Genomic DNA, 20,005 nt, shown 5'->3' with positions numbered 1-20,005 from the left:
ATGAACCCAAATATTATCGTGTAACTAGTTCACGCTCTAATAACTGGACAATAAACTGATTTTTTGAGATTGCATGTGCTGCAACGGTTGCATTCAATCGAGTTTCTAACCAAGCAGGATAACGTAATGTAAATGCTTTAAGTTTATCTTCCTCTTTAAAAGGCGTAATTCCTTCTTCAATGCAAGTTTCAACAAACTCCGTTAAGGAAATAGCCCCTTCTTTTTGTAATCCATCAATACTATCAGCCACAAAATCACAATATCCATTTACATCTAAAAATTGTCCTCTGAAGGCTTTAATTTCAGATTCATAAACAACTGATGCTGGATGCCCACTTATTATCATGATATTCGTACTTTTAATCATGCTTTACTCCTATCACATTCTCAAACCATTCACGTAGACCATTTACAGAGCCTTTATCCATAACATTCTCAGGATGAGGTTGGTGTGTTTGATAAACAGATCCCATTAAAATAAATTTTCGTCTAGAGCCATTACCATTTTTAACTTTCCCACCAAGATTATTTATTAGGCTCTTTACATCATCCACTTAATTCCTGACTTTGGAGGCACTGTTAGTATATCAGCGAGTGTCTTATAGTGTTTGGAACTCAGTTCGTTGGTCTTTATCATCATTCATTCCATTGACGTCAACATATGACGTCATCTTAAAAAGAACATAATCTATAACAATTCACTTCGCCACACTAATACTGTGTTTGATATGTTTTAAATGCACCACTATCGTAAAAGTAACGATAACTAACAGTGACCAAGAGCCCCACTTCCCTGCATGCACGGCAGACCAAGCACCAATTTGGTTTGGATATTGCCAAACACCGAAGAACGTACCAAAATTCTCAGCAAGCCAAATAAAGAAACCAATCAGAACAAAAGCAAGTAATAAGGGCATTTTTCGCTCTGTATCATAAGGCGTAAAATAAACCACACTACGAGCATAAAGACCTAAAATAAAGGCTGTTAAATACCAACGATAATCACCAATAAAATGATGAGAAAAGAAATTAATATAAATCGCAAGTGCAACCAATGTTGCCAGCCAATAAGGTGGATAATGTTCAATTCGTACCTTTAAAAAACGCCATGCTTGAATTAAATAACTCCCCACAGCCGAATACATAAAGCCTGTAAATAATGGGACTTCCCACAATTTTGTGTAAGCAAAATCAGGGTATTTCCATGAACCAATTGCCGCTGATGTTTTAAATAACTCCATCACAAAACCAACAATGTGGAAAAAACAAATCGCTTTTAATTCATCCCATGTTTCTAACTTTCCCCACACCATCCATAATTGAAAAGCGATAGCGAGAATAAGAAGCACATCATAACGAGGTATACCAAAAACACCGTTGCTTGGTGTTGCAAATAAAATAAAAAAGAAAAATCCTGCAAATAAACAAGAACGTGCCTCTTTCACACCAAAAAAGAGAAATTCAACAACAAATCGTTTTATACCTTTAAAGGGCTTCAATGGTGGTTCTAATAAAAAATCATCCAATCGCTTTAACATGTTTCTTCCTGAAAACTCGCATTATCGAACAGCCTTCAATGCAGAATAATAAATAAGGTGAGATAAAATGAATGGCAAGAAATTTGCCATAGAATAAAAAAACGTACAAGGATGAAAAGGACGAAAAAGAAAGGAATGAAAAAATAAAGGTATTTACCCCCCACTACGATACCCACTCTGACTGCCTTTACTTAGGGTAAATACCTTACGCAAATTCTGCGAAATAACTGAAGCACAGGAGATAAACATAACCCACTCACATTTATCTCAGACGACATGACATGACGACTTTACTTCATTACTTTTACTACATACTGCGATTTTAAAACGACTCTTTACTTCGGCTCTTTTACTTCTTACTACTGCTGCTGACTACTTCACTTTATTAACGAGGCTTATTTGTAAGGTTCTTCTTAATTAATGCATCTCTATCTTTCTACTACTTATTTTTACTTATCGTAATCGTATTTAGCTTTTTTAGTTTTATTCAGGATAAAGTGCAATTAATACACTTTATCCCTATGCTGATATTAGAAAATAGTGAATGGCATTATCACGTTAAACTTAACGTCTTTTTCATCTTGGAAGATATTACCAAAACCACCGTCATAACTTGGAATATCGGAGTGGTTATCGTAACGGGTATAATGAAGCTTAAAGAGAGTACCTTTAGCGCGACCTTCTTGAACCGTATACATAATATCCGCATTCCATGCACTTTCTCTGATACGCTGACCTTGGTCATAAACGGCTTTACCACTTGGTTTCGCATCCCATGCGTAAATATATGAAGTGCCGACAGCCCAACCTGACAGATCCCAGTTTTTCAGATCATACATAACGCCAGCATAAAGTGCTTTTTCTCCATTGGCGTTAAAGTCAGAACGACCATCCCACCAAACATCAAGACGACCGTTAGAGGTTGCCCAGCCTGGAGTCATACGTTGTAAGAAATAACCTTGATTACCTTCAGCTTTAACCCACGTTCCTTCTACTTTGAAGTCAAATACATTGTAGGTATAACCAAAAGTCAGTGCTTGTAACCATGCCAACCCATCATAAACGTCATTAACACCACCGCCGGTAACTTTATCTTTAGCACCGTAGAATTGGTAAGACGTTCTTAATGCATTGTCAGCAATTGGAAAATCATAAGAAACTTTACCAAAATACTGATCGATATAACCATCGGCCTGACCAAATGCAGCTTCTAACACTAGGCTGTTTTTAAAATCATATTTGGCGCCAAAAGAGTGAAGATAGCTGATATTGGTTTCTAGATCAGCTTTACGGAAGTTATACATATTCCGATACCACGGTGCTTTATATTCATCAGTCCACATATATGAGAAAGATAATTCACCGCTTTTATCGAAATCGAAAACAGCACCCGCTTCAGCACCGCGATAAGTCCCCGGTAAGAAGCTCCAATGTGGACGCAATAAGCTTTGGCCTTTAGGTTGAATATATCCACCTTGAGCCCAGAAATTGCCTAATTTGAATTTCGCAGCCGCTTTATAAACACTCATGCCACTGCGATCGCCAGTCCATTTTTCATCCCAGCGACTTTTTGCATCACTAAAACCAATTTCATTAGGTGCAGCTGGGCCACTGTTATTCAATTCAGCCGCACCAAAAGCAGCTAAATCAATACCAATAAAATCACCAAGGTAGCCTGATGAGAAATCTAGATTAGCGTTGAAAGTAGAATGGTGTAAGTTAGCTTTGTATTTGCCGTAATCAGGACTATTTGGTGTTAACTCTTTTCTATCACGGTCACGTTGCCAATAAAAAAGACCGCCTGTTAAGGTTGAGTCATCAATAAACCCTTCAGCATGAGACATTTTTGCAGGTAGTGCAGTTACAAGCAATGCGCCCATAACGGCAAGTGCCACCCTGCCTGGTTTAGCATGTTGCATAACCATAGCATTGTTTCCTCTTTGACTTTGACTAAAAAAGAAATAAGCACAATGCCTATTTCCAAATATAAAACCCCAAGTGGGGAAAAAACCTAAATTAGGTTAGAAACAGCATATTTTTCGCGACGCGAATTATCAACCTAAAAAAAAGAATTTTTATCAAAATATGACAAAGGGCACATAACCAAATGATCGTTTCATTTTCTTGCTTTTATAATTATTGATTAAAACCAATCATAATTAATTGATTTAAATGGATTTTATAAAACAATCTTTAAATGATATGAAATTTCGTTTTTATAGAAAGGAATAATAAGCAGTATTTATAAATGATCTTTTTTAACCATGTGAAATAGGTGGTATTAATCACACTTTTCTTATTACAGTTTTATTTAGCGTGATGGTATGAAAAAACAAAAGAATAAAGTGATAGTGAATAAACTATTTCAAATGAAATAAATGAAAAGTTATCACCTAAAAAAGAAAAAACGAGAGACTAATCAAATTAAGAATGGTAAATATTTAATATCAATAGATGAAAAATCATCCAAACTAAGATGTAAAACAGATAAAAAATGCTCGATAAATAATTATCGAGCATTTTATTCATTAAAGTACTAATGTGTCTTAAAACGCGGCAGCAGATTAACCTTGCTGAGAAATCTTCGCCCAAGTATCTCGTAAGCCCACAGTACGGTTAAACACAAGTTTATCCGCTGTTGAAAGCTTATCAGCGCAGAAGTAGCCTTCACGCTCAAATTGATACGCTTTTTCGATAGCGGCATCTTTTAAGCTACGTTCAACAAAACCTTCACGAATAACTAATGATTCAGGGTTAATTGTTGATAAGAAATCATCTTCTGCTGCTGGGTTTGGTACGCTAAATAGACGGTCATAAAGACGGATTTCAGCAGGAATAGCATGTGGAATGCTTACCCAGTGAATAACGCCTTTTACTTTACGCCCATCAGCAGGATCTTTATTTAGAGTCTCTGCATCATAGGTGCAGTAAATGGTCGTAATTTCGCCTTGTTCGTCTTTTTCGACACGTTCTGCTTTAATCACATAAGCATTACGTAGACGCACTTCTTTACCTAGCACCAGACGTTTATATTGACGGTTTGCTTCTTCTTTGAAGTCTGCGCGATCAATATAGATCTCACGGCTAAATGGTACTTCACGCGTACCCATTTCTGGCTTGTTTGGGTGATTTGGTGCAACAAGAATTTCTTCACCTTCTGGCATATTTTCAATCACTAAACGAACTGGATCGATAACCGCCATTGCGCGTGGTGCATTTTCGTTTAAGTCATCACGAATACAAGATTCCAAAGCTGCCATTTCGACGTTGTTTTCTTGTTTCGTCACACCAATACGTAGGCAGAATTCACGAATAGATTCTGCGGTATAACCACGACGACGTAAGCCTGAAATCGTTGGCATACGAGGATCATCCCAACCATTCACAATGTTTTCTGTCACAAGCTGATTCAGCTTACGCTTTGACATCACTGTATATTCAAGGTTAAGACGCGAGAATTCATATTGACGAGGATGACAAGGGATAGTGATATTATCCAGCACCCAATCATATAAACGGCGGTTATCTTGGAATTCTAAAGTACATAAAGAATGTGTGATATTTTCCAGTGCATCAGAGATACAGTGGGTAAAATCATACATTGGATAAATGCACCATTTATTTCCGGTTTGGTGGTGTTCAGCGAATTTAATACGATAAAGAACAGGATCACGCATAACAATAAAAGGTGATGCCATATCAATTTTCGCACGTAAACACGCTTTACCTTCTTCAAAGCCACCCGCACGCATTTTTTCAAACAGCGCTAAGTTTTCTTCTACGCTACGTGAGCGATAAGGGCTGTTTTTACCTGGCTCTTTTAATGTACCGCGGTATTCACGAATTTCTTCAGCACTTAACTCATCAACATAAGCTAAGCCTTTATTAATCAGCTCAATCGCATATTGATAAAGTTGATCAAAATAATCTGAGGAGTAATGAATGCTACCTTCCCATTGGAAACCTAACCACTGAACATCTTTTTGAATTGAGTTGATGTACTCAATATCTTCTTTTACTGGATTGGTATCATCAAAACGTAGATTACATTTTCCCTGATAATCTTTAGCAATACCAAAATTCAGGCAAATTGATTTCGCATGGCCGATATGAAGATAGCCATTAGGTTCAGGTGGGAAACGCGTTTGAACGCTATCATGTTTCCCGGTAGCCAGATCTTCGTCAATAATTTGACGAATAAAGTTCGTTGGGCGGGCATCTGCCTCATTCATGGTCATTTTTTCCTCAAAGCAAAACGCATAATTAACCCACTATAATCCAATAAGCAGGTTTCATAAATACCTTAGCTAAATACACCCCTGAGATATTTATCAAAATAGAGATAAAAAAACGGGAAGTTCGAAAGACTCCCCGTTTTATCGTCTTATTTAACCATCTCTTTATAGAGGATTAAATATCTATATAGAATTTATTTTAACACTTTGTAGATAACCGTTTTATTTCCGACCACAACACCTGCAACTTGTTCAGCAATCTTATCAAAATCATCGATATTGCTGACAATAACAGGGCTTATCATCGATTTAGCATTAGCGTTCAGATATTCAAGATCTAATTCTAAGATAGGTTGACCAACTTTAACGTCTGCACCTTCTTCAACTAAACGCTTGAAGCCTTTGCCGCCTAATGCAACGGTATCAATGCCCATATGCACAATGATTTCCACACCATTGTCAGTCTCAATACAAAATGCATGGTTTGTATCAAAAATCTTAACAACAGTACCTGTCGCAGGCGCCATCACGATATTAGAGGTTGGTTTGATTGCTACACCATCGCCAACAACACCACTAGAGAACGCTTCATCAGGCACTTCTTTTAATGCCACCACTTCACCATCAAAAGGTGCAATCATTTCAAGTAACACTTTTGCATTGGCATTCGCTTGTTTTACGGGTGCTTTTTCAGTAGAAACTGTTGAAGCAGAAGCACCTTCATAAGCAGGCACAGGACCTTGTGTTAATACATCGCGCATTGCGTTAGCGACAAGCTCTGCTCGTGTACCCACAATCACCTGAACACTTTGTTTGTTTAAGCGAATAACGCCTGAAGCCCCTAAACGTTTTGCGTATGCATCATTAACAACGCCAGAGTCTTTTACATTAAGACGTAAACGTGTAATGCAAGCATCAATACCCGTTAAGTTATCAGAACCACCGATAGCCGCGATATATTGGCGAGCTTCTTGTTGAATACCTTCTTTACTATTTGCTGGCGCTGTTTTGATATCTTCATCATAACCATCAGCAGTTTCATCACCGGTCACTTCATCTTCACGACCTGGTGTTTTCAGGTTAAATTTAGTGATAGTGAAACGGAAAATACCGTAATAGATAAAGAAGAAAACAATACCCTGAACAATCAGCATGTACCAATGAACAGCTAGTGGGTTACGTGAAGATAAGAACATATCCACTAAGCCTGCACTAAAGCCGAACCCTGAAATCCACTCCATGCTTGCCGCGATATAAACAGAAATCGCCATTAAGAATGCGTGAATAACATAAAGCACTGGTGCGACGAACATAAAGGAGAATTCAAGCGGCTCAGTAATACCAGTGAAGAATGCGGCAAACGCACCCGCCATCATAATACCAGCCACTTTTGCTTTGTGTTCTTTACGTGCGCAGTGATAAATAGCAAGAGCTGCACCCGGTAAACCAAACATCATTACTGGGAAGAAACCTGCTTGATAACGACCTGTAACACCCACTGTTGCTAAGCCAGAATCAATAGCTTGCTGACCTGCTAGGAAGTTAGGAATATCATTAATACCAGCAACGTCAAACCAGAATACAGAGTTCAACGCATGGTGTAAGCCCACAGGAATTAATAAACGGTTAAAGAATGCGTAAATACCCGCACCTAATGCTCCCATATCTTTAATGCTTTCACCAAAGCTAACTAATCCGCCATAAATCACAGGCCAGATATACATCAGAATAAAGGCGACGATGATCATTAAAAACGAGGTCAAAATAGGAACTAAACGGCGACCACTAAAGAACGACAGTGCGCGAGGCAGCTCAACGCTACTGAAGCGGTTATAAAGCTCGGCTGAAAGTACACCAACTAAGATCCCAACAAACTGGTTATTTATTTTACCAAAAGCAACTGGAACCTCTTCTAAAGGTAGGCCTTTGATCATTGACACCGCGGCTGGAGAGCAAAGTGTTGTCACAACTAAGAACCCAACAAACCCTGTTAAAGCGGCAGCACCGTCTTTGTCTTTCGACATACCATAAGCAACACCAATGGCAAACAAGACTGACATATTGTCGATGATAGCAGCACCAGATTTGATAAGTAAGGCAGCAAGCGCGTTATCACTACCCCAGCCTACTGGGTCAATCCAGTAGCCAATCCCCATCAGAATTGCTGCTGCAGGTAATGTAGCGACAGGCACCATCAGCGCCCGTCCTATCTTCTGCAGATAACTTAAAATATTCACAAACTCCCCCTTGGATAGCCCCTATATTGGGATCTTATTCATACTCATTCATATTTTATAAGAAAAATGATGAGCTAATTATTTAATTCCATTTTTAGTCTAAAAAATTTATTTCGTATCGCAAATTAATTAGTCATAATTTGTGAGTTAAGTCACCAATATAGTATATTTTTTAGCTGAAATGCTGGCTAAGTCAGAAAGCTTATTTTATGATTAAAAATATCTTTTGGCGGGACATTTCGATCATCAGCTAAAAATGAAAAGAAATTCGTGTTATACACTCTAAATCATTCGAGTTGCAGGTAGGCGGCAAGCAAAGATATCCCGATGAATATACTCATGTATGTGATTCGGGTAGCTGAGCGTAGCCAACACCCCTGCAACTTGAAGGATGACGAGTATAGATGAGCCACTGATAATCACACGATAAAATAACACGTTACTGAGTTATCAGATTTGTCTTTTTTCTATGAGGTTACTATGAGGTTAATCCCCCTATCCACGGCAAAACAAGTTGGTAAGTGGTCTGCAAATTATATCATTGAGAAGATCAATGCGTTTAATCCAACAGCAGAGCGCCCTTTCGTGCTTGGTTTACCAACTGGTGGCACACCATTGGCGACATATAAAGAGTTAATTGAATTACATCGTGCAGGAAAAGTCAGCTTCCAACACGTTGTAACGTTCAATATGGATGAATATGTTGGTATTCCATCAGATCATTCACAAAGTTATCGTACTTTTATGTATGAAAACTTCTTTAATCATATTGATATTAAAGATGAAAATATCAATTTATTAAACGGTAATGCAGAAGATCCACAAGCAGAATGCGAACGTTATGAGGCTAAAATTAAGTCTTATGGCAAAATCAATTTGTTTATGGGCGGTGTAGGTAACGACGGTCATATCGCATTTAATGAGCCAACGTCATCACTTTCTTCACGTACTCGCATGAAAACGCTAACAGAAGACACTCGTTTAGCAAATTCACGCTTCTTCGATAATAATGTTAATCATGTTCCTAAATATGCACTGACAGTTGGTGTAGGTACATTATTAGATGCTGAAGAATTAATGATTTTGGCAACTGGTTTTAATAAAGCGCAAGCAGTACATGCTGCAACAGAAGGCGCTGTTAACCATTTATGGACGATTTCCTGTGTTCAACTTCACCCTAAAGCCATTTTAGTGTGTGATGATCCTGCAACAATGGAATTACGAGTAAAAACATTGCGTTATTTCCAACAGATTGAAGCGCAAGAGTGTCAGAAATACCAAGACTAAGTTTAGTAAAATAAGTACCTACTGATTAAGTAGTGGAAAAGGCTAAGCTCTCTTACTTATCAGCCAGAATTTGCTGGCTGATATCGGATTTTTAGATTGACTTCCCTTATCAGGAGACAAAGGTATGTTTGCCTTAACAAATGCTGTTATTTATACAGGTTTCGACCGTTTAGAAAACCACGCCATTATTATTAACGGCTCCCGTATTGAGCAGGTTTGCCCACAGGATCAACTGCCAAAAGATATCACTGTTCGTGATATGAAAGGTGCAATTGTCTCTCCCGGTTTTATCGATTTACAGGTTAATGGCTGTGGTGGCGTACAATTTAATGACACGCCTGAAAATGTCACCGTTGAAACGTTAGAAATTATGCAAAAAGCAAATGAACGTTTAGGTTGCACTAGCTATTTACCCACGTTAATTACCTGTTCTGATGAATTGATGAAAATAGGCATTGACGCAACTCGTGCTTATATGAAGAAACATGAAAATAAAGTGTTGGGATTACATTTAGAAGGCCCTTATATCAATGTAATTAAAAAAGGGACTCATGATCCACAGTTTATTCGCCAACCTAGTGCACAGATGATTGACTATTTGTGCGATAATGCTGATGTTATCGCTAAAATAACCCTCGCGCCTGAAATGGTTGATGAAAAGTATGTTCGTCAATTAATCAAAGCAGGTATCATTGTTTCTGCGGGTCACTCCAATTCGACTTATGAAGAAGCACGTAAAGGATTCCGTAATGGAATCTCATTATCGACTCACCTTTACAACGCAATGCCTTATATTACAGGCAGAGGTCCGGGGCTTGTAGGTGCCATTTATGATACACCTGAGGTTTATGCTGGTATCATTGCCGATGGTTTACATGTTTCATGGGCAAATATTCGTAACAGTAAGCGTCTGAAAGGTGAAAAACTACTTTTAGTCACAGATGCAACTGCGCCAGCAGGGCTTGATCCTAGTAAAAATGAGATGGATAGCTTCGTTTTTGCGGGTAAAACCATATATTATCGTAATGGTCTTTGTGTCGATGCAGATGGCACATTAAGTGGATCATCACTGACCATGATTGGTGCAATTAAAAATAGCGTGATCCATGTAGGTATTCCATTAGATGAAACATTGCGGATGGCAACACTTTATCCTGCTCGTGCAATCGGAATGGAAAAAGAATTGGGAACAATTGAAGCAGGAAAAATTGCAAACCTCACTTCTTTCGACAAGGACTTCAACCTTTGCACAACGTTTGTCAATGGTATCGAAATAACTGAATAACTAATGGATGTCTATGCTGATGAGTCATAACAACACTGAAACGCAAATTGGCAATATCGATCTTGTTAAACAACTTAACAGTGCGATTGTGTATCGACTGATTGATCAACACGGGCCAATTTCCCGTATCCAAATAGCCGAACAAAGCCAACTAGCGCCAGCCAGTGTGACTAAAATTACTCGTCAGTTGCTTGAACGAGGCTTAATCAAAGAGGTTGATCAACAGGCATCAACAGGTGGACGTCGCGCAATTTCTATTATTGTTGAACACCGCAATTTTAATACAGTCAGTGTGCGATTGGGGCGTAATGATGCCACCGTCGCTCTTTACGATCTGAGCGGTAAAGTCATCATTGAGCAACACTACCCTCTAGAGCAGAGTACTCAAAATGGAGTTGAAGCCCTGCTCATCAATGCAATTGATGACTTTATTAAACAAAATCAACGTCGCATTCGTGAGCTTATTTCAATTTCCGTGATTTTGCCCGGTCTTGTTGATCCAAATAAAGGCATTGTTCGTTATATGCCTCATATGAAAGTAGATAATTGGGCTCTGGTAAATAGCTTAGAAAAACGCTTTAGCCTGCCTTGTTATGCTGGGCATGATATTCGAAGCCTTGCACTAGCTGAAAACTATTTTGGTGCCACACGAGATTGTGAAGACTCACTACTCGTCCGGATACATCGTGGTGCAGGTGCGGGTGTTATCATTAATAATAAAATTCTGCTCAACCAGCGTGGTAACCTTGGGGAAATTGGTCATATTCAAATCGATCCTCTAGGTGAACGTTGCCATTGTGGTAATTTTGGTTGTTTAGAAACGATTGCATCCAATACTGCTATCGAAGCCAAAGTGCGCTATCAATTAGAGCAAGGCTACCCAAGCCAGTATTTATCGCCAACACAGTGCCAAATCCAAGATATTTGTCGAGCTGCTGTAAAAAATGACCCGCTAGCAGTCGAAACCATCAAACAAGTGGGTTTACATTTAGGTAAAGCGATTGCGATCGCTATTAACTTATTTAACCCACAAAAAGTGGTTTTAGCGGGTGAATTGACTGAAGCAGCTGAAGTTTTACTTCCCTCAATTCAAAGTTGTATTAATACGCAAGTATTAAAAGAATTCAGAGAAGAGCTTCCTGTCGTCACATCAGAGCTTGATCATCGTTCTGCCATAGGGGCTTTTGCCTTAACTAAACGCGCAATGCTTAACGGAGAATTGCTTCAACAGCTATTAGAAAAGTAATTTATTGTCGATAAATTATACTTTTTGAGTTGAATGTATACTTTTCTGACCTTTATTGCAAAATAAGTCTAAAATTCAATCAGTAATATCCAAAGAAAAAGAAATGTAGCGTGATTTTTTCACCTCATTTCTTTTTTTATGCTCATTGTTCTTCATCTTTTCCTTCTTTCACTTAATATCATTTCTCTTACTGCTTTGTTTTTTCTTTTTATTCACACACTATTGCGCCTTATTCTTTGAGATATTTTTCATCAACAAGGTTGTTTTTTGGATCTTTTTTCGACAAAATGATTAACCATCGAGCAAACGGACACGTTTCTCGAAAATTAATGCAAAAAGCAGTTGACGGATTTGTCTGTAATACGCATAATGCGCCCCGCAACGCCGACGAAGGTTATGCAAAAAAAAGATGGCTATGTAGCTCAGCTGGTTAGAGCACAACACTCATAATGTTGGGGTCACAGGTTCGAATCCCGTCATAGCCACCATCTTTTTGCGGGAGTGGCGAAATTGGTAGACGCACCAGATTTAGGTTCTGGCGCCGCAAGGTGTGCGAGTTCAAGTCTCGCCTCCCGCACCATTTTAACCTCGTCAAGAATTTATCAGTTGGGATATCGCCAAGCGGTAAGGCACCAGGTTTTGATCCTGGCATTCCCAGGTTCGAATCCTGGTATCCCAGCCATATTTCTGATAAATAAGTGTGTTGACAATTGAATTAGCGGATGGGGTATCGCCAAGCGGTAAGGCACCAGGTTTTGATCCTGGCATTCCCAGGTTCGAATCCTGGTACCCCAGCCATCTTTCAAAAGAAAGATAGCTAGATTCAATAAGGCTATGTAGCTCAGCTGGTTAGAGCACAACACTCATAATGTTGGGGTCACAGGTTCGAATCCCGTCATAGCCACCATTTTTTGGGATATCGCCAAGCGGTAAGGCACCAGGTTTTGATCCTGGCATTCCCAGGTTCGAATCCTGGTATCCCAGCCATATTTTGAAAGAGAGACTCGCAGAGCGAGTCTTTTTTTCTGAAAAGTTGTATGCGGGAGTGGCGAAATTGGTAGACGCACCAGATTTAGGTTCTGGCGCCGCAAGGTGTGCGAGTTCAAGTCTCGCCTCCCGCACCATTGATTACTAACGTGTTTATCACGAAATCAACAGATAAGACTCGCAATAGCGGGTCTTTTTTGTTTTTATCTCTTCATTTTTTCCTATCTGTTATCTAAACATCATTCTTCCCCCTTCTTTTCTTATTCCTCTACTCTCAAAGATCAACATTCTCCACATCATCATTTTTTATTTATTCTCATCACTCCACACTTTATTGATCCCTCTGTACATATATCTCTCCAGATACTATACTCCCCCATAGTATATTTAAGGATTATGTATGCCACACTCACCAGCAGAAAAAAAAGCCGCGTTAACTCGCGTAAGAAAAATTAAAGGGCAGCTTCTTGCATTAGAAACTGCACTTGAAAATGAAAATGAATGCGGTCAGGTATTACAACAAATTGCCGCCATCAGAGGTGCTATTAACGGTCTGATGGCAGGTGTGCTCGAAAGTCATTTACGTGAAGGTCTTATGGATGCCGTCGCTTCTCCTGAAGATCAAAAAAATTCCGTTGATGATGCCATTTCACTTATCCGCACTTACCTGCGTTAATAACAAAAAGGATACACCATGAAATCTCGTGCTGCGGTCGCATTTGGACCAGGAGAACCTTTAAAAATCGTTGAAGTTGATGTAATGCCACCTCAAGCGGGTGAAGTGCTCATAAAAATTAGCCACACAGGCGTTTGTCATACAGACGCATTTACACTCTCTGGTGATGATCCTGAAGGTGTATTCCCTGCAATTCTTGGTCATGAAGGTGCTGGTGTAGTTGTAGAAGTTGGTGAAGGTGTCACTAGCGTTAAACCAGGCGATCACGTTATTCCTCTGTACACTGCTGAATGTGGTGAATGTCTATTCTGTAAATCAGGCAAAACAAACTTATGTGTTGCAGTCAGAGCAACGCAAGGTAAAGGTTTAATGCCAGATGGAACAACACGTTTTTCTTATAACGGGCAGCCTATTTATCACTATATGGGATGCTCTACTTTTAGCGAATACACTGTGGTGGCTGAAGTTTCTCTAGCAAAAATCAATCCAGAAGCCAATCACGAAGAAGTTTGCTTATTAGGTTGTGGCGTAACAACCGGTATTGGCGCGGTTCACAATACAGCAAAAGTGCAAGAAGGTGATTCGGTTGCAGTGTTTGGTTTAGGAGGCATTGGTCTTGCTGTTCTTCAAGGCGCAAGACAAGCCAAAGCAGGTCGAATTTTTGCGATTGATACTAATCCTGAAAAATTTGAATTAGCACGTCAATTTGGTGCTACAGATTGCTTAAATCCTAATGACTACGACAAGCCCATTCAGCAAGTCCTTGTTGAAATGACACAATGGGGTGTTGACCATACTTTTGAATGTATTGGTAACGTTAATGTCATGAGAGCTGCATTAGAAAGTGCACATCGTGGCTGGGGTCAATCCATTATTATTGGTGTTGCTGGTGCAGGACAAGAGATCTCAACTCGTCCTTTCCAATTAGTCACAGGTCGTTCGTGGAGAGGCACCGCTTTTGGTGGTGTTAAAGGTCGTAGCCAATTACCCGGTATGGTTGAGGATGCAATGAAAGGCGATATCGAACTTAAGCCTTTTGTTACCCATAAACTACCGTTAGAAAAAATTAATGAAGCTTTTGATTTAATGCACGAAGGTAAATCAATCCGTACAGTTATTCATTTCGATTAATCATCTTCAAACCTATGTCTCATAGGTTTGTCTTTGCTTTTAAAGGAGTCAAAATGGAAAGGATTGAACGTCACGCCTGCTTTGGCGGTTGGCAAGAAGTCTATCAACATACATCAAAGACGTTAAATTGTGAGATGAAATTTGCCATCTACCTTCCTCCTATGGAAGAAGAACAAAAATACCCTGTTTTATATTGGTTATCAGGCTTAACCTGCAACGAACAAAATTTTATTACTAAATCAGGCGCTCAACAATTTGCGGCACAACATGGCATTATTTTAGTCGTACCTGATACCAGCCCTCGCGGTGAAAATGTCGCTGATGATAGTGCTTATGATTTAGGGCAAGGCGCTGGCTTTTACCTTAATGCGACACAATCGCCGTGGAATACTCATTACAATATGTATGACTACATTGTTGATGAGCTTCCTACACTGATAGAAATGCATTTTCCTGTGACTCATCAACGTGCTATTAGTGGGCATTCGATGGGAGGTCATGGGGCATTAACGATTGCATTGCGAAATTCGGCACGCTACCGCAGTGTGTCAGCGTTTTCTCCGATAGTAGCACCGTCAGTTGTTCCTTGGGGTAAAAAAGCGTTTAGCGCTTATTTAGGCGATGATACGACACAATGGCACCAATATGATGCGGTGGCATTAATTAGCCAAGCAGAAAGTGTATTACCTATGCGTGTTGATGTCGGACTCGATGATCCTTTCTATCAAGAGCAACTGAAGCCTGAATTATTTTCACAAGCTTGTGATGCAAAACAATTTCCTTATCAATTGAATTTACATCAAGGGTACGATCACAGTTACTACTTTGTGGCGAGCTTTATTGGTGAGCATATTGCTTTTCATGCCAAGCATTTAAAAGCATAACAACAATGCGATGATCTTATTGCTGATATTCAACTCAGATCATCGCATTTCTAATTACTTAATACCTAACGCATAACGTAATGCCGCTTCTTTCGCTTTTCCTGCATGTTGAGCAGCTAAAAGACCGATATTTCTAACAACTTTTAAACCCGGTAATTGGTGGCTAAAGGCGTGATAAAATACGTCCATGCCCGCTTGCATGACTAAATTATCAGGCATACGACGGCGCTGATATTTCTTCAATAACGCCATTGAATCCCAAGGCTCAAAATGTTTTTTGGCATCAGCGACTAAATCTAAGAAACAATCCACATCACGGTAACCTAAATTAACGCCCTGTCCCGCTAAAGGATTGATGGTGTGAGCCGCATCTCCCAACAAAACAATGCCTTTATCAACGTAACGACTTGCATGCTGACGCGTTAATGGGAATGAACCTGCAGCAATAGGTGTCGCTTTACCTAATCGCTCAGGAAAAGCATGTTGAATTTCTTTTTCTAACTGCGCCATTGTCATATTTTGCAGTTTTCTAATTCTGTCAGGCGAGTCATACCAAACCAAACAAGCCCAATTATCAAAAAGCGGTAAATAAGCACGAGGACCTGAAGGGTAAAAACGTTGCCATGTACCCTTTTCAGGAGGCAACTCTGTTTTCACAGTGATCAGCATACAAGATTGACGATATTGCCAGCCATTGCTACCGATACCCGCAAATTGGCGCACTTGAGAGTTTGCACCATCCGCACCCACCACTAAATTTGTGGTCACTTCACTGCCATCTGAAAGGGTTACTTTCCATTTATCATCTAAATAAGTCATTTTACTTAGACTATTTGGACATAATAAAGTGATATTGCTATAACGTTCAGCCTCTTGCCAAAGGGCTAATTGCAAAATTCGGTTTTCAACCATATAGCCTAATTCAGGTAAACCTAAGCTTTTAGCATCAAAAACCACATGGGCATTTTCTTCTTCCCATGTTTCTAAGGTAAGATAAGGCGCAGAACGCATCGCTAAAACATGTTGCCATGCACCTAATTGTTTTAATAGACTAACAGACGCGCAACTAATCGCAGAAATACGGATATCAGGATGAGATGACGCATCAAAAGGTGCTGGAGACTGCCGTTCAATCATTGCAACACGCAATCCTTCTTGCGCCAGCCCAATTGCAACAGCAGCGCCAATCATCCCTCCACCAGCGATGATTGCATCAAAATCGTTTTTTACATTACTCATCATTGTTATGCCATAACTCATTACTTTAAATAATAGGTAAGCGCTGTTTCAGTTTATTTCGATTAAACTAAACGCCATAGAGAATTAGCGCCGACTTGCTCTAGTCACTGACCACACAAATGACTACAATAACCGCCTTATTGGCTTATTACACGCAACGTTTTCCAATGATTAGCTATTGTCTCACTGAAAATACCGGATTTACACAATGTCGACGATAAAAAAACTGTACATTAAAACTTGGGGCTGTCAGATGAATGAGTACGATTCATCCAAAATGGCAGACCTACTCGAAAGCACCCACGGTTATCAGTTAACCGATGTCGCCGAAGACGCGGACATTCTACTGCTAAATACCTGTTCTATCCGTGAGAAAGCACAAGAAAAAGTCTTTCATCAGTTAGGACGTTGGAAATATTTTAAAGATAATAAACCCGATATTATCATTGGCGTCGGCGGTTGTGTTGCTTCTCAAGAAGGTGAATACATCCGTCAACGTGCGCAGTGTGTCGATATTATCTTCGGACCACAAACTTTACACCGTTTACCTGAAATGATTAATCAGGTTAAAGGGACTAAAAGCCCTGTTGTCGATATCAGCTTCCCTGAAATTGAAAAATTTGACCGTTTACCAGAGCCTCGCGCTGAAGGTCCTTCTGCTTTCGTCTCCATCATGGAAGGCTGTAACAAATACTGCTCTTTCTGCGTAGTTCCTTACACTCGCGGTGAAGAAGTTAGCCGCCCTTGTGATGATGTGCTATTTGAAATTGCTCAATTAGCGGCACAAGGTGTGCGCGAAGTAAACTTGTTAGGTCAAAACGTTAACGCCTACCGAGGCGCTACTTTTGATGGTCAAATCTGTAGCTTTGCTGAATTAATTCGCTTAGTCGCCGCAATTGACGGCATTGACCGCATTCGCTTTACTACCAGCCACCCTATCGAATTTACTGACGATATTGTTGCGGTTTATGAAGATACTCCAGAATTAGTCAGCTATTTACACTTGCCAGTGCAAAGTGGTTCTGACCGCATTCTAACATTAATGAAGCGTAACCATACTGCACTTGAATATAAGAGCATCATTCGCAAACTACGCAAAGCACGTCCTGGTATTCTGATAAGTTCAGACTTTATCATTGGTTTCCCGGGTGAAACCCAAGACGACTTTGAAAAAACCATGCAATTAATTGCGGATGTTAATTTCGATATGAGCTTTAGTTTCATCTATTCAGCACGTCCGGGCACCCCAGCGGCTGATTTACCTGATGATGTCAGTGAAGATGAGAAGAAACAACGTTTATATCTGCTACAACAGCGCATCAATCAACAAGCAATGAACTTTAGCCGTGCAATGTTAAATACGGTACAGCGTATTCTAGTTGAAGGACCTTCACGTAAAAATGTGATGGAGCTTTCTGGTCGTACTGAGAATAACCGTGTGGTTAACTTTGAAGGTACACCAGATATGATTGGTAAGTTCGTTGATGTTGAGATTGTTGACGTTTATGCCAACTCACTACGTGGTAAAGTCATTAGAACGGAAGACCAAATGGATTTACGTATTCACGAATCTCCAGAATCCGTCATTGCACGTACACGTAAAGAAGATGAATTAGGGGTAGGTGTTTACCAACCTTAATTGATCAGATTGAACAAAAGGATAATCAGTGACAGTAATAGCACATGCACAGGTAGCGACCCAAGAAATCTTCTTAGAGCCAGCTGACAATGCCCGTTTAATGAGCCTATGTGGTCCATTTGACGATAATATTAAGCAACTTGAGCGCCGTTTAGGTATCGAGATTAATCATCGTGATAACCGTTTTAAACTCACGGGAAAATCATTGTGTGTCAATGCAGCCGCAGGAATTTTACGTCGCCTGTATGTGGAAACCTCGCCAATTAAAGGCGTGATCCCCGATATCGACCCTGAACAAATTCACCTTGCAATCAAAGAAAGCCGTGTGCTTGAGCAAAGTGATGAGCATGTTCCTGAATTTGGGAAATCAACCAATATTCGAACTAAGCGAGGTGTGATAAAACCTCGTACACCGAATCAGGCACAATATATTGCCAATATCCAGACTCATGATATTACTTTTGGTATTGGGCCTGCTGGTACAGGGAAAACTTATCTGGCTGTTGCTGCTGCTGTTGATGCTCTTGAACGCCAAGAAGTGCGTCGTATTTTATTAACGCGTCCTGCGGTTGAAGCGGGTGAAAAACTGGGCTTTTTACCGGGCGATTTAAGTCAAAAAGTCGATCCCTATTTACGACCACTTTATGATGCGTTATTTGAGATGTTAGGTTTTGAAAAAGTTGAGAAACTAATAGAGCGTAATGTCATTGAAGTCGCCCCCCTCGCCTATATGCGTGGACGCACATTAAATGACGCCTTTATTATTCTTGATGAAAGCCAAAACACGACCATCGAACAGATGAAAATGTTCTTAACACGTATTGGCTTTAACTCTAAAGCGGTTATCACTGGGGATATTACCCAAATTGACCTGCCAAGAGGCAATAAATCAGGCTTACGTCATGCCATTGAAGTTTTATCTGATGTTAATGACTTAAGTTTTAACTTTTTCCATAGTGAAGACGTTGTTCGCCATCCCGTGGTTGCCAAAATTGTTATCGCCTATGAAGCTTGGGAAACGGAAGATCAAAAACGCCGCCAAGCTATCAAAGCAGAAAAAGAGAAGCTTCAGAGAGAAAATCATGAGTGAAGTTATCCTTGATTTACAAGTAGCAAGTGAAAATGCGCAAGGGCTTCCTACTGAAGCCCAATTTATGACATGGTTAGAAGCGGTATTACCGCAATTTCAACCTGTAAGTGAAGTGACTATTCGTATTGTTGATGAGGCAGAAAGTCACGAACTGAATCTCACTTATCGTGGAAAAGACAAACCGACTAACGTGCTTTCTTTTCCCTTTGAGGCTCCGCCTGAAATTGAATTGCCGTTATTAGGTGATTTGATTATTTGCCGCCAAGTGGTAGAAAAAGAGGCGGTTGAGCAGAGTAAGACTGTTGAAGAACACTGGGCACACATGGTTATTCATGGATGTCTCCATCTTTTAGGCTATGATCATATTGAAGATGATGAAGCCGAAGAAATGGAAGGTTTAGAGACAGAAATCTTACAAAATTTAGGTTATGCAGATCCCTATTTGATTGAAAAAGAGTAACAGTTCTCTTATTTTTATGATAAATACTATATCTAATTAACCATTCAATGAGGAAAAATAGTTAAAACGCC

The 20,005-nt window shown here is 39.8% G+C and carries 15 protein-coding genes, 7 tRNA genes and 1 pseudogene; 16 read left to right on the top strand and 7 right to left on the bottom strand.

Going from position 1 to position 20,005, the window contains the following annotated elements:
- Positions 1–13: 13 nt before the first annotated feature.
- From JEP71_RS08970 to nagE, 6 genes and pseudogenes are all read right to left on the bottom strand, one after another.
- Positions 14–367, bottom strand: a complete 354-nt coding sequence (locus tag JEP71_RS08970; RefSeq protein WP_198626114.1) for a type II toxin-antitoxin system HicB family antitoxin — start codon at positions 365–367, stop codon at positions 14–16.
- Positions 360–637, bottom strand: a pseudogene (locus tag JEP71_RS08965) (type II toxin-antitoxin system HicA family toxin). The gene JEP71_RS08970 and the pseudogene JEP71_RS08965 overlap by 8 nt, the downstream one beginning before the upstream one ends.
- Before the next feature lie 61 nt (positions 638–698).
- On the bottom strand, positions 699–1,538 hold the full coding sequence (locus tag JEP71_RS08960; protein ID WP_196534167.1) for a DUF817 domain-containing protein: 840 nt from the start codon (positions 1,536–1,538) through the stop codon (positions 699–701).
- A 530-nt stretch (positions 1,539–2,068) separates the two neighbouring features.
- Complete coding sequence (chiP, locus tag JEP71_RS08955; RefSeq protein WP_109374105.1) at positions 2,069–3,463, bottom strand: chitoporin ChiP; 1,395 nt, start codon at positions 3,461–3,463, stop codon at positions 2,069–2,071.
- Positions 3,464–4,102: 639 nt separating this feature from the next.
- Complete coding sequence (glnS, locus tag JEP71_RS08950) at positions 4,103–5,770, bottom strand: glutamine--tRNA ligase (RefSeq protein WP_036912065.1); 1,668 nt, start codon at positions 5,768–5,770, stop codon at positions 4,103–4,105.
- A gap of 197 nt (positions 5,771–5,967) precedes the next feature.
- A complete protein-coding gene (gene nagE / locus JEP71_RS08945; protein WP_198620402.1) occupies positions 5,968–8,010 on the bottom strand; it encodes an N-acetylglucosamine-specific PTS transporter subunit IIBC in 2,043 nt (680 codons plus the stop codon).
- Positions 8,011–8,490: 480 nt separating this feature from the next.
- Between nagE and nagB the strand changes: the two genes are divergently transcribed.
- The 13 genes from nagB to fghA all read left to right on the top strand — a co-directional run bounded on the left by nagB (position 8,491) and on the right by fghA (position 15,506).
- Positions 8,491–9,297 (top strand): glucosamine-6-phosphate deaminase, encoded by an 807-nt coding sequence (gene nagB, locus JEP71_RS08940; protein ID WP_109374102.1) that lies wholly within the window; start codon positions 8,491–8,493, stop codon positions 9,295–9,297.
- 124 nt (positions 9,298–9,421) lie between these two features.
- Positions 9,422–10,582: an N-acetylglucosamine-6-phosphate deacetylase gene (nagA, locus tag JEP71_RS08935; protein ID WP_109374101.1), complete on the top strand. Its 1,161-nt coding sequence runs from the start codon at positions 9,422–9,424 to the stop codon at positions 10,580–10,582.
- Between the two features lie 13 nt (positions 10,583–10,595).
- The gene (gene nagC / locus JEP71_RS08930; RefSeq protein WP_198626113.1) at positions 10,596–11,828 is read left to right on the top strand and encodes a DNA-binding transcriptional regulator NagC; all 1,233 of its coding nucleotides are present in this window, start codon (positions 10,596–10,598) and stop codon (positions 11,826–11,828) included.
- Positions 11,829–12,239: 411 nt separating this feature from the next.
- A tRNA-Met gene (locus JEP71_RS08925) sits at positions 12,240–12,316 on the top strand.
- Positions 12,317–12,323: 7 nt separating this feature from the next.
- A tRNA-Leu gene (locus tag JEP71_RS08920) sits at positions 12,324–12,408 on the top strand.
- Positions 12,409–12,435: 27 nt separating this feature from the next.
- Positions 12,436–12,510, top strand: a tRNA-Gln gene (locus JEP71_RS08915).
- Positions 12,511–12,551: 41 nt separating this feature from the next.
- Positions 12,552–12,626, top strand: a tRNA-Gln gene (locus tag JEP71_RS08910).
- A gap of 32 nt (positions 12,627–12,658) precedes the next feature.
- Positions 12,659–12,735 (top strand) — tRNA-Met (locus tag JEP71_RS08905).
- Between the two features lie 5 nt (positions 12,736–12,740).
- A tRNA-Gln gene (locus tag JEP71_RS08900) sits at positions 12,741–12,815 on the top strand.
- A gap of 52 nt (positions 12,816–12,867) precedes the next feature.
- Positions 12,868–12,952 (top strand) — tRNA-Leu (locus JEP71_RS08895).
- 263 nt (positions 12,953–13,215) lie between these two features.
- Positions 13,216–13,491 carry a metal-sensing transcriptional repressor gene (locus JEP71_RS08890; RefSeq protein ID WP_036938507.1) on the top strand — a complete coding sequence of 92 codons (276 nt, stop codon included), beginning with the start codon at positions 13,216–13,218 and terminating at the stop codon, positions 13,489–13,491.
- Between the two features lie 18 nt (positions 13,492–13,509).
- Entirely contained in the window at positions 13,510–14,622 is a 1,113-nt protein-coding gene (locus tag JEP71_RS08885) for an S-(hydroxymethyl)glutathione dehydrogenase/class III alcohol dehydrogenase (protein ID WP_198626112.1), read from the top strand.
- A gap of 53 nt (positions 14,623–14,675) precedes the next feature.
- Positions 14,676–15,506, top strand: a complete 831-nt coding sequence (gene fghA / locus JEP71_RS08880) for an S-formylglutathione hydrolase (protein ID WP_198626111.1) — start codon at positions 14,676–14,678, stop codon at positions 15,504–15,506.
- A gap of 54 nt (positions 15,507–15,560) precedes the next feature.
- On the opposite strand, the gene ubiF is transcribed toward fghA, so the two are convergent.
- A complete protein-coding gene (gene ubiF / locus JEP71_RS08875) occupies positions 15,561–16,748 on the bottom strand; it encodes a 3-demethoxyubiquinol 3-hydroxylase (RefSeq protein WP_109374098.1) in 1,188 nt (395 codons plus the stop codon).
- Positions 16,749–16,953: 205 nt separating this feature from the next.
- On the opposite strand from ubiF, the gene miaB reads away from it, so the two are divergent.
- The 3 genes from miaB to ybeY are packed head-to-tail and all read left to right on the top strand — an operon-like array spanning position 16,954 to position 19,934.
- Positions 16,954–18,384, top strand: a complete 1,431-nt coding sequence (gene miaB / locus JEP71_RS08870) for a tRNA (N6-isopentenyl adenosine(37)-C2)-methylthiotransferase MiaB (protein WP_198626110.1) — start codon at positions 16,954–16,956, stop codon at positions 18,382–18,384.
- A gap of 28 nt (positions 18,385–18,412) precedes the next feature.
- Entirely contained in the window at positions 18,413–19,474 is a 1,062-nt protein-coding gene (locus JEP71_RS08865; protein WP_198620397.1) for a PhoH family protein, read from the top strand.
- Complete coding sequence (gene ybeY, locus JEP71_RS08860; protein ID WP_151434555.1) at positions 19,467–19,934, top strand: rRNA maturation RNase YbeY; 468 nt, start codon at positions 19,467–19,469, stop codon at positions 19,932–19,934. The genes JEP71_RS08865 and ybeY overlap by 8 nt, the downstream gene beginning before the upstream one ends.
- Positions 19,935–20,005 lie beyond the last annotated feature (71 nt).

The sequence above is a fragment of the Proteus sp. PR00224 genome, assembly GCF_016238105.1.
GTDB lineage: Bacteria > Pseudomonadota > Gammaproteobacteria > Enterobacterales > Enterobacteriaceae > Proteus.
The sequence above is the reverse complement of the archived record's forward strand: the minus strand, read 5'-3'. Positions and strand labels throughout refer to the sequence as shown.

Bases quoted from the DNA above. Each gene is read 5' to 3' on its own strand.
- JEP71_RS08970 (WP_198626114.1), bottom strand. From the start codon at position 367: ATGATTAAAAGTACGAATATCATGATAATAAGTGGGCATCCAGCATCA.
- JEP71_RS08960 (WP_196534167.1), bottom strand. From the start codon at position 1,538: ATGTTAAAGCGATTGGATGATTTTTTATTAGAACCACCATTGAAGCCC.
- chiP (WP_109374105.1), bottom strand. From the start codon at position 3,463: ATGGTTATGCAACATGCTAAACCAGGCAGGGTGGCACTTGCCGTTATG.
- glnS (WP_036912065.1), bottom strand. From the start codon at position 5,770: ATGAATGAGGCAGATGCCCGCCCAACGAACTTTATTCGTCAAATTATT.
- nagB (WP_109374102.1), top strand. From the start codon at position 8,491: ATGAGGTTAATCCCCCTATCCACGGCAAAACAAGTTGGTAAGTGGTCT.
- nagA (WP_109374101.1), top strand. From the start codon at position 9,422: ATGTTTGCCTTAACAAATGCTGTTATTTATACAGGTTTCGACCGTTTA.
- nagC (WP_198626113.1), top strand. From the start codon at position 10,596: ATGCTGATGAGTCATAACAACACTGAAACGCAAATTGGCAATATCGAT.
- JEP71_RS08890 (WP_036938507.1), top strand. From the start codon at position 13,216: ATGCCACACTCACCAGCAGAAAAAAAAGCCGCGTTAACTCGCGTAAGA.
- JEP71_RS08885 (WP_198626112.1), top strand. From the start codon at position 13,510: ATGAAATCTCGTGCTGCGGTCGCATTTGGACCAGGAGAACCTTTAAAA.
- fghA (WP_198626111.1), top strand. From the start codon at position 14,676: ATGGAAAGGATTGAACGTCACGCCTGCTTTGGCGGTTGGCAAGAAGTC.
- ubiF (WP_109374098.1), bottom strand. From the start codon at position 16,748: ATGATGAGTAATGTAAAAAACGATTTTGATGCAATCATCGCTGGTGGA.
- miaB (WP_198626110.1), top strand. From the start codon at position 16,954: ATGTCGACGATAAAAAAACTGTACATTAAAACTTGGGGCTGTCAGATG.
- ybeY (WP_151434555.1), top strand. From the start codon at position 19,467: ATGAGTGAAGTTATCCTTGATTTACAAGTAGCAAGTGAAAATGCGCAA.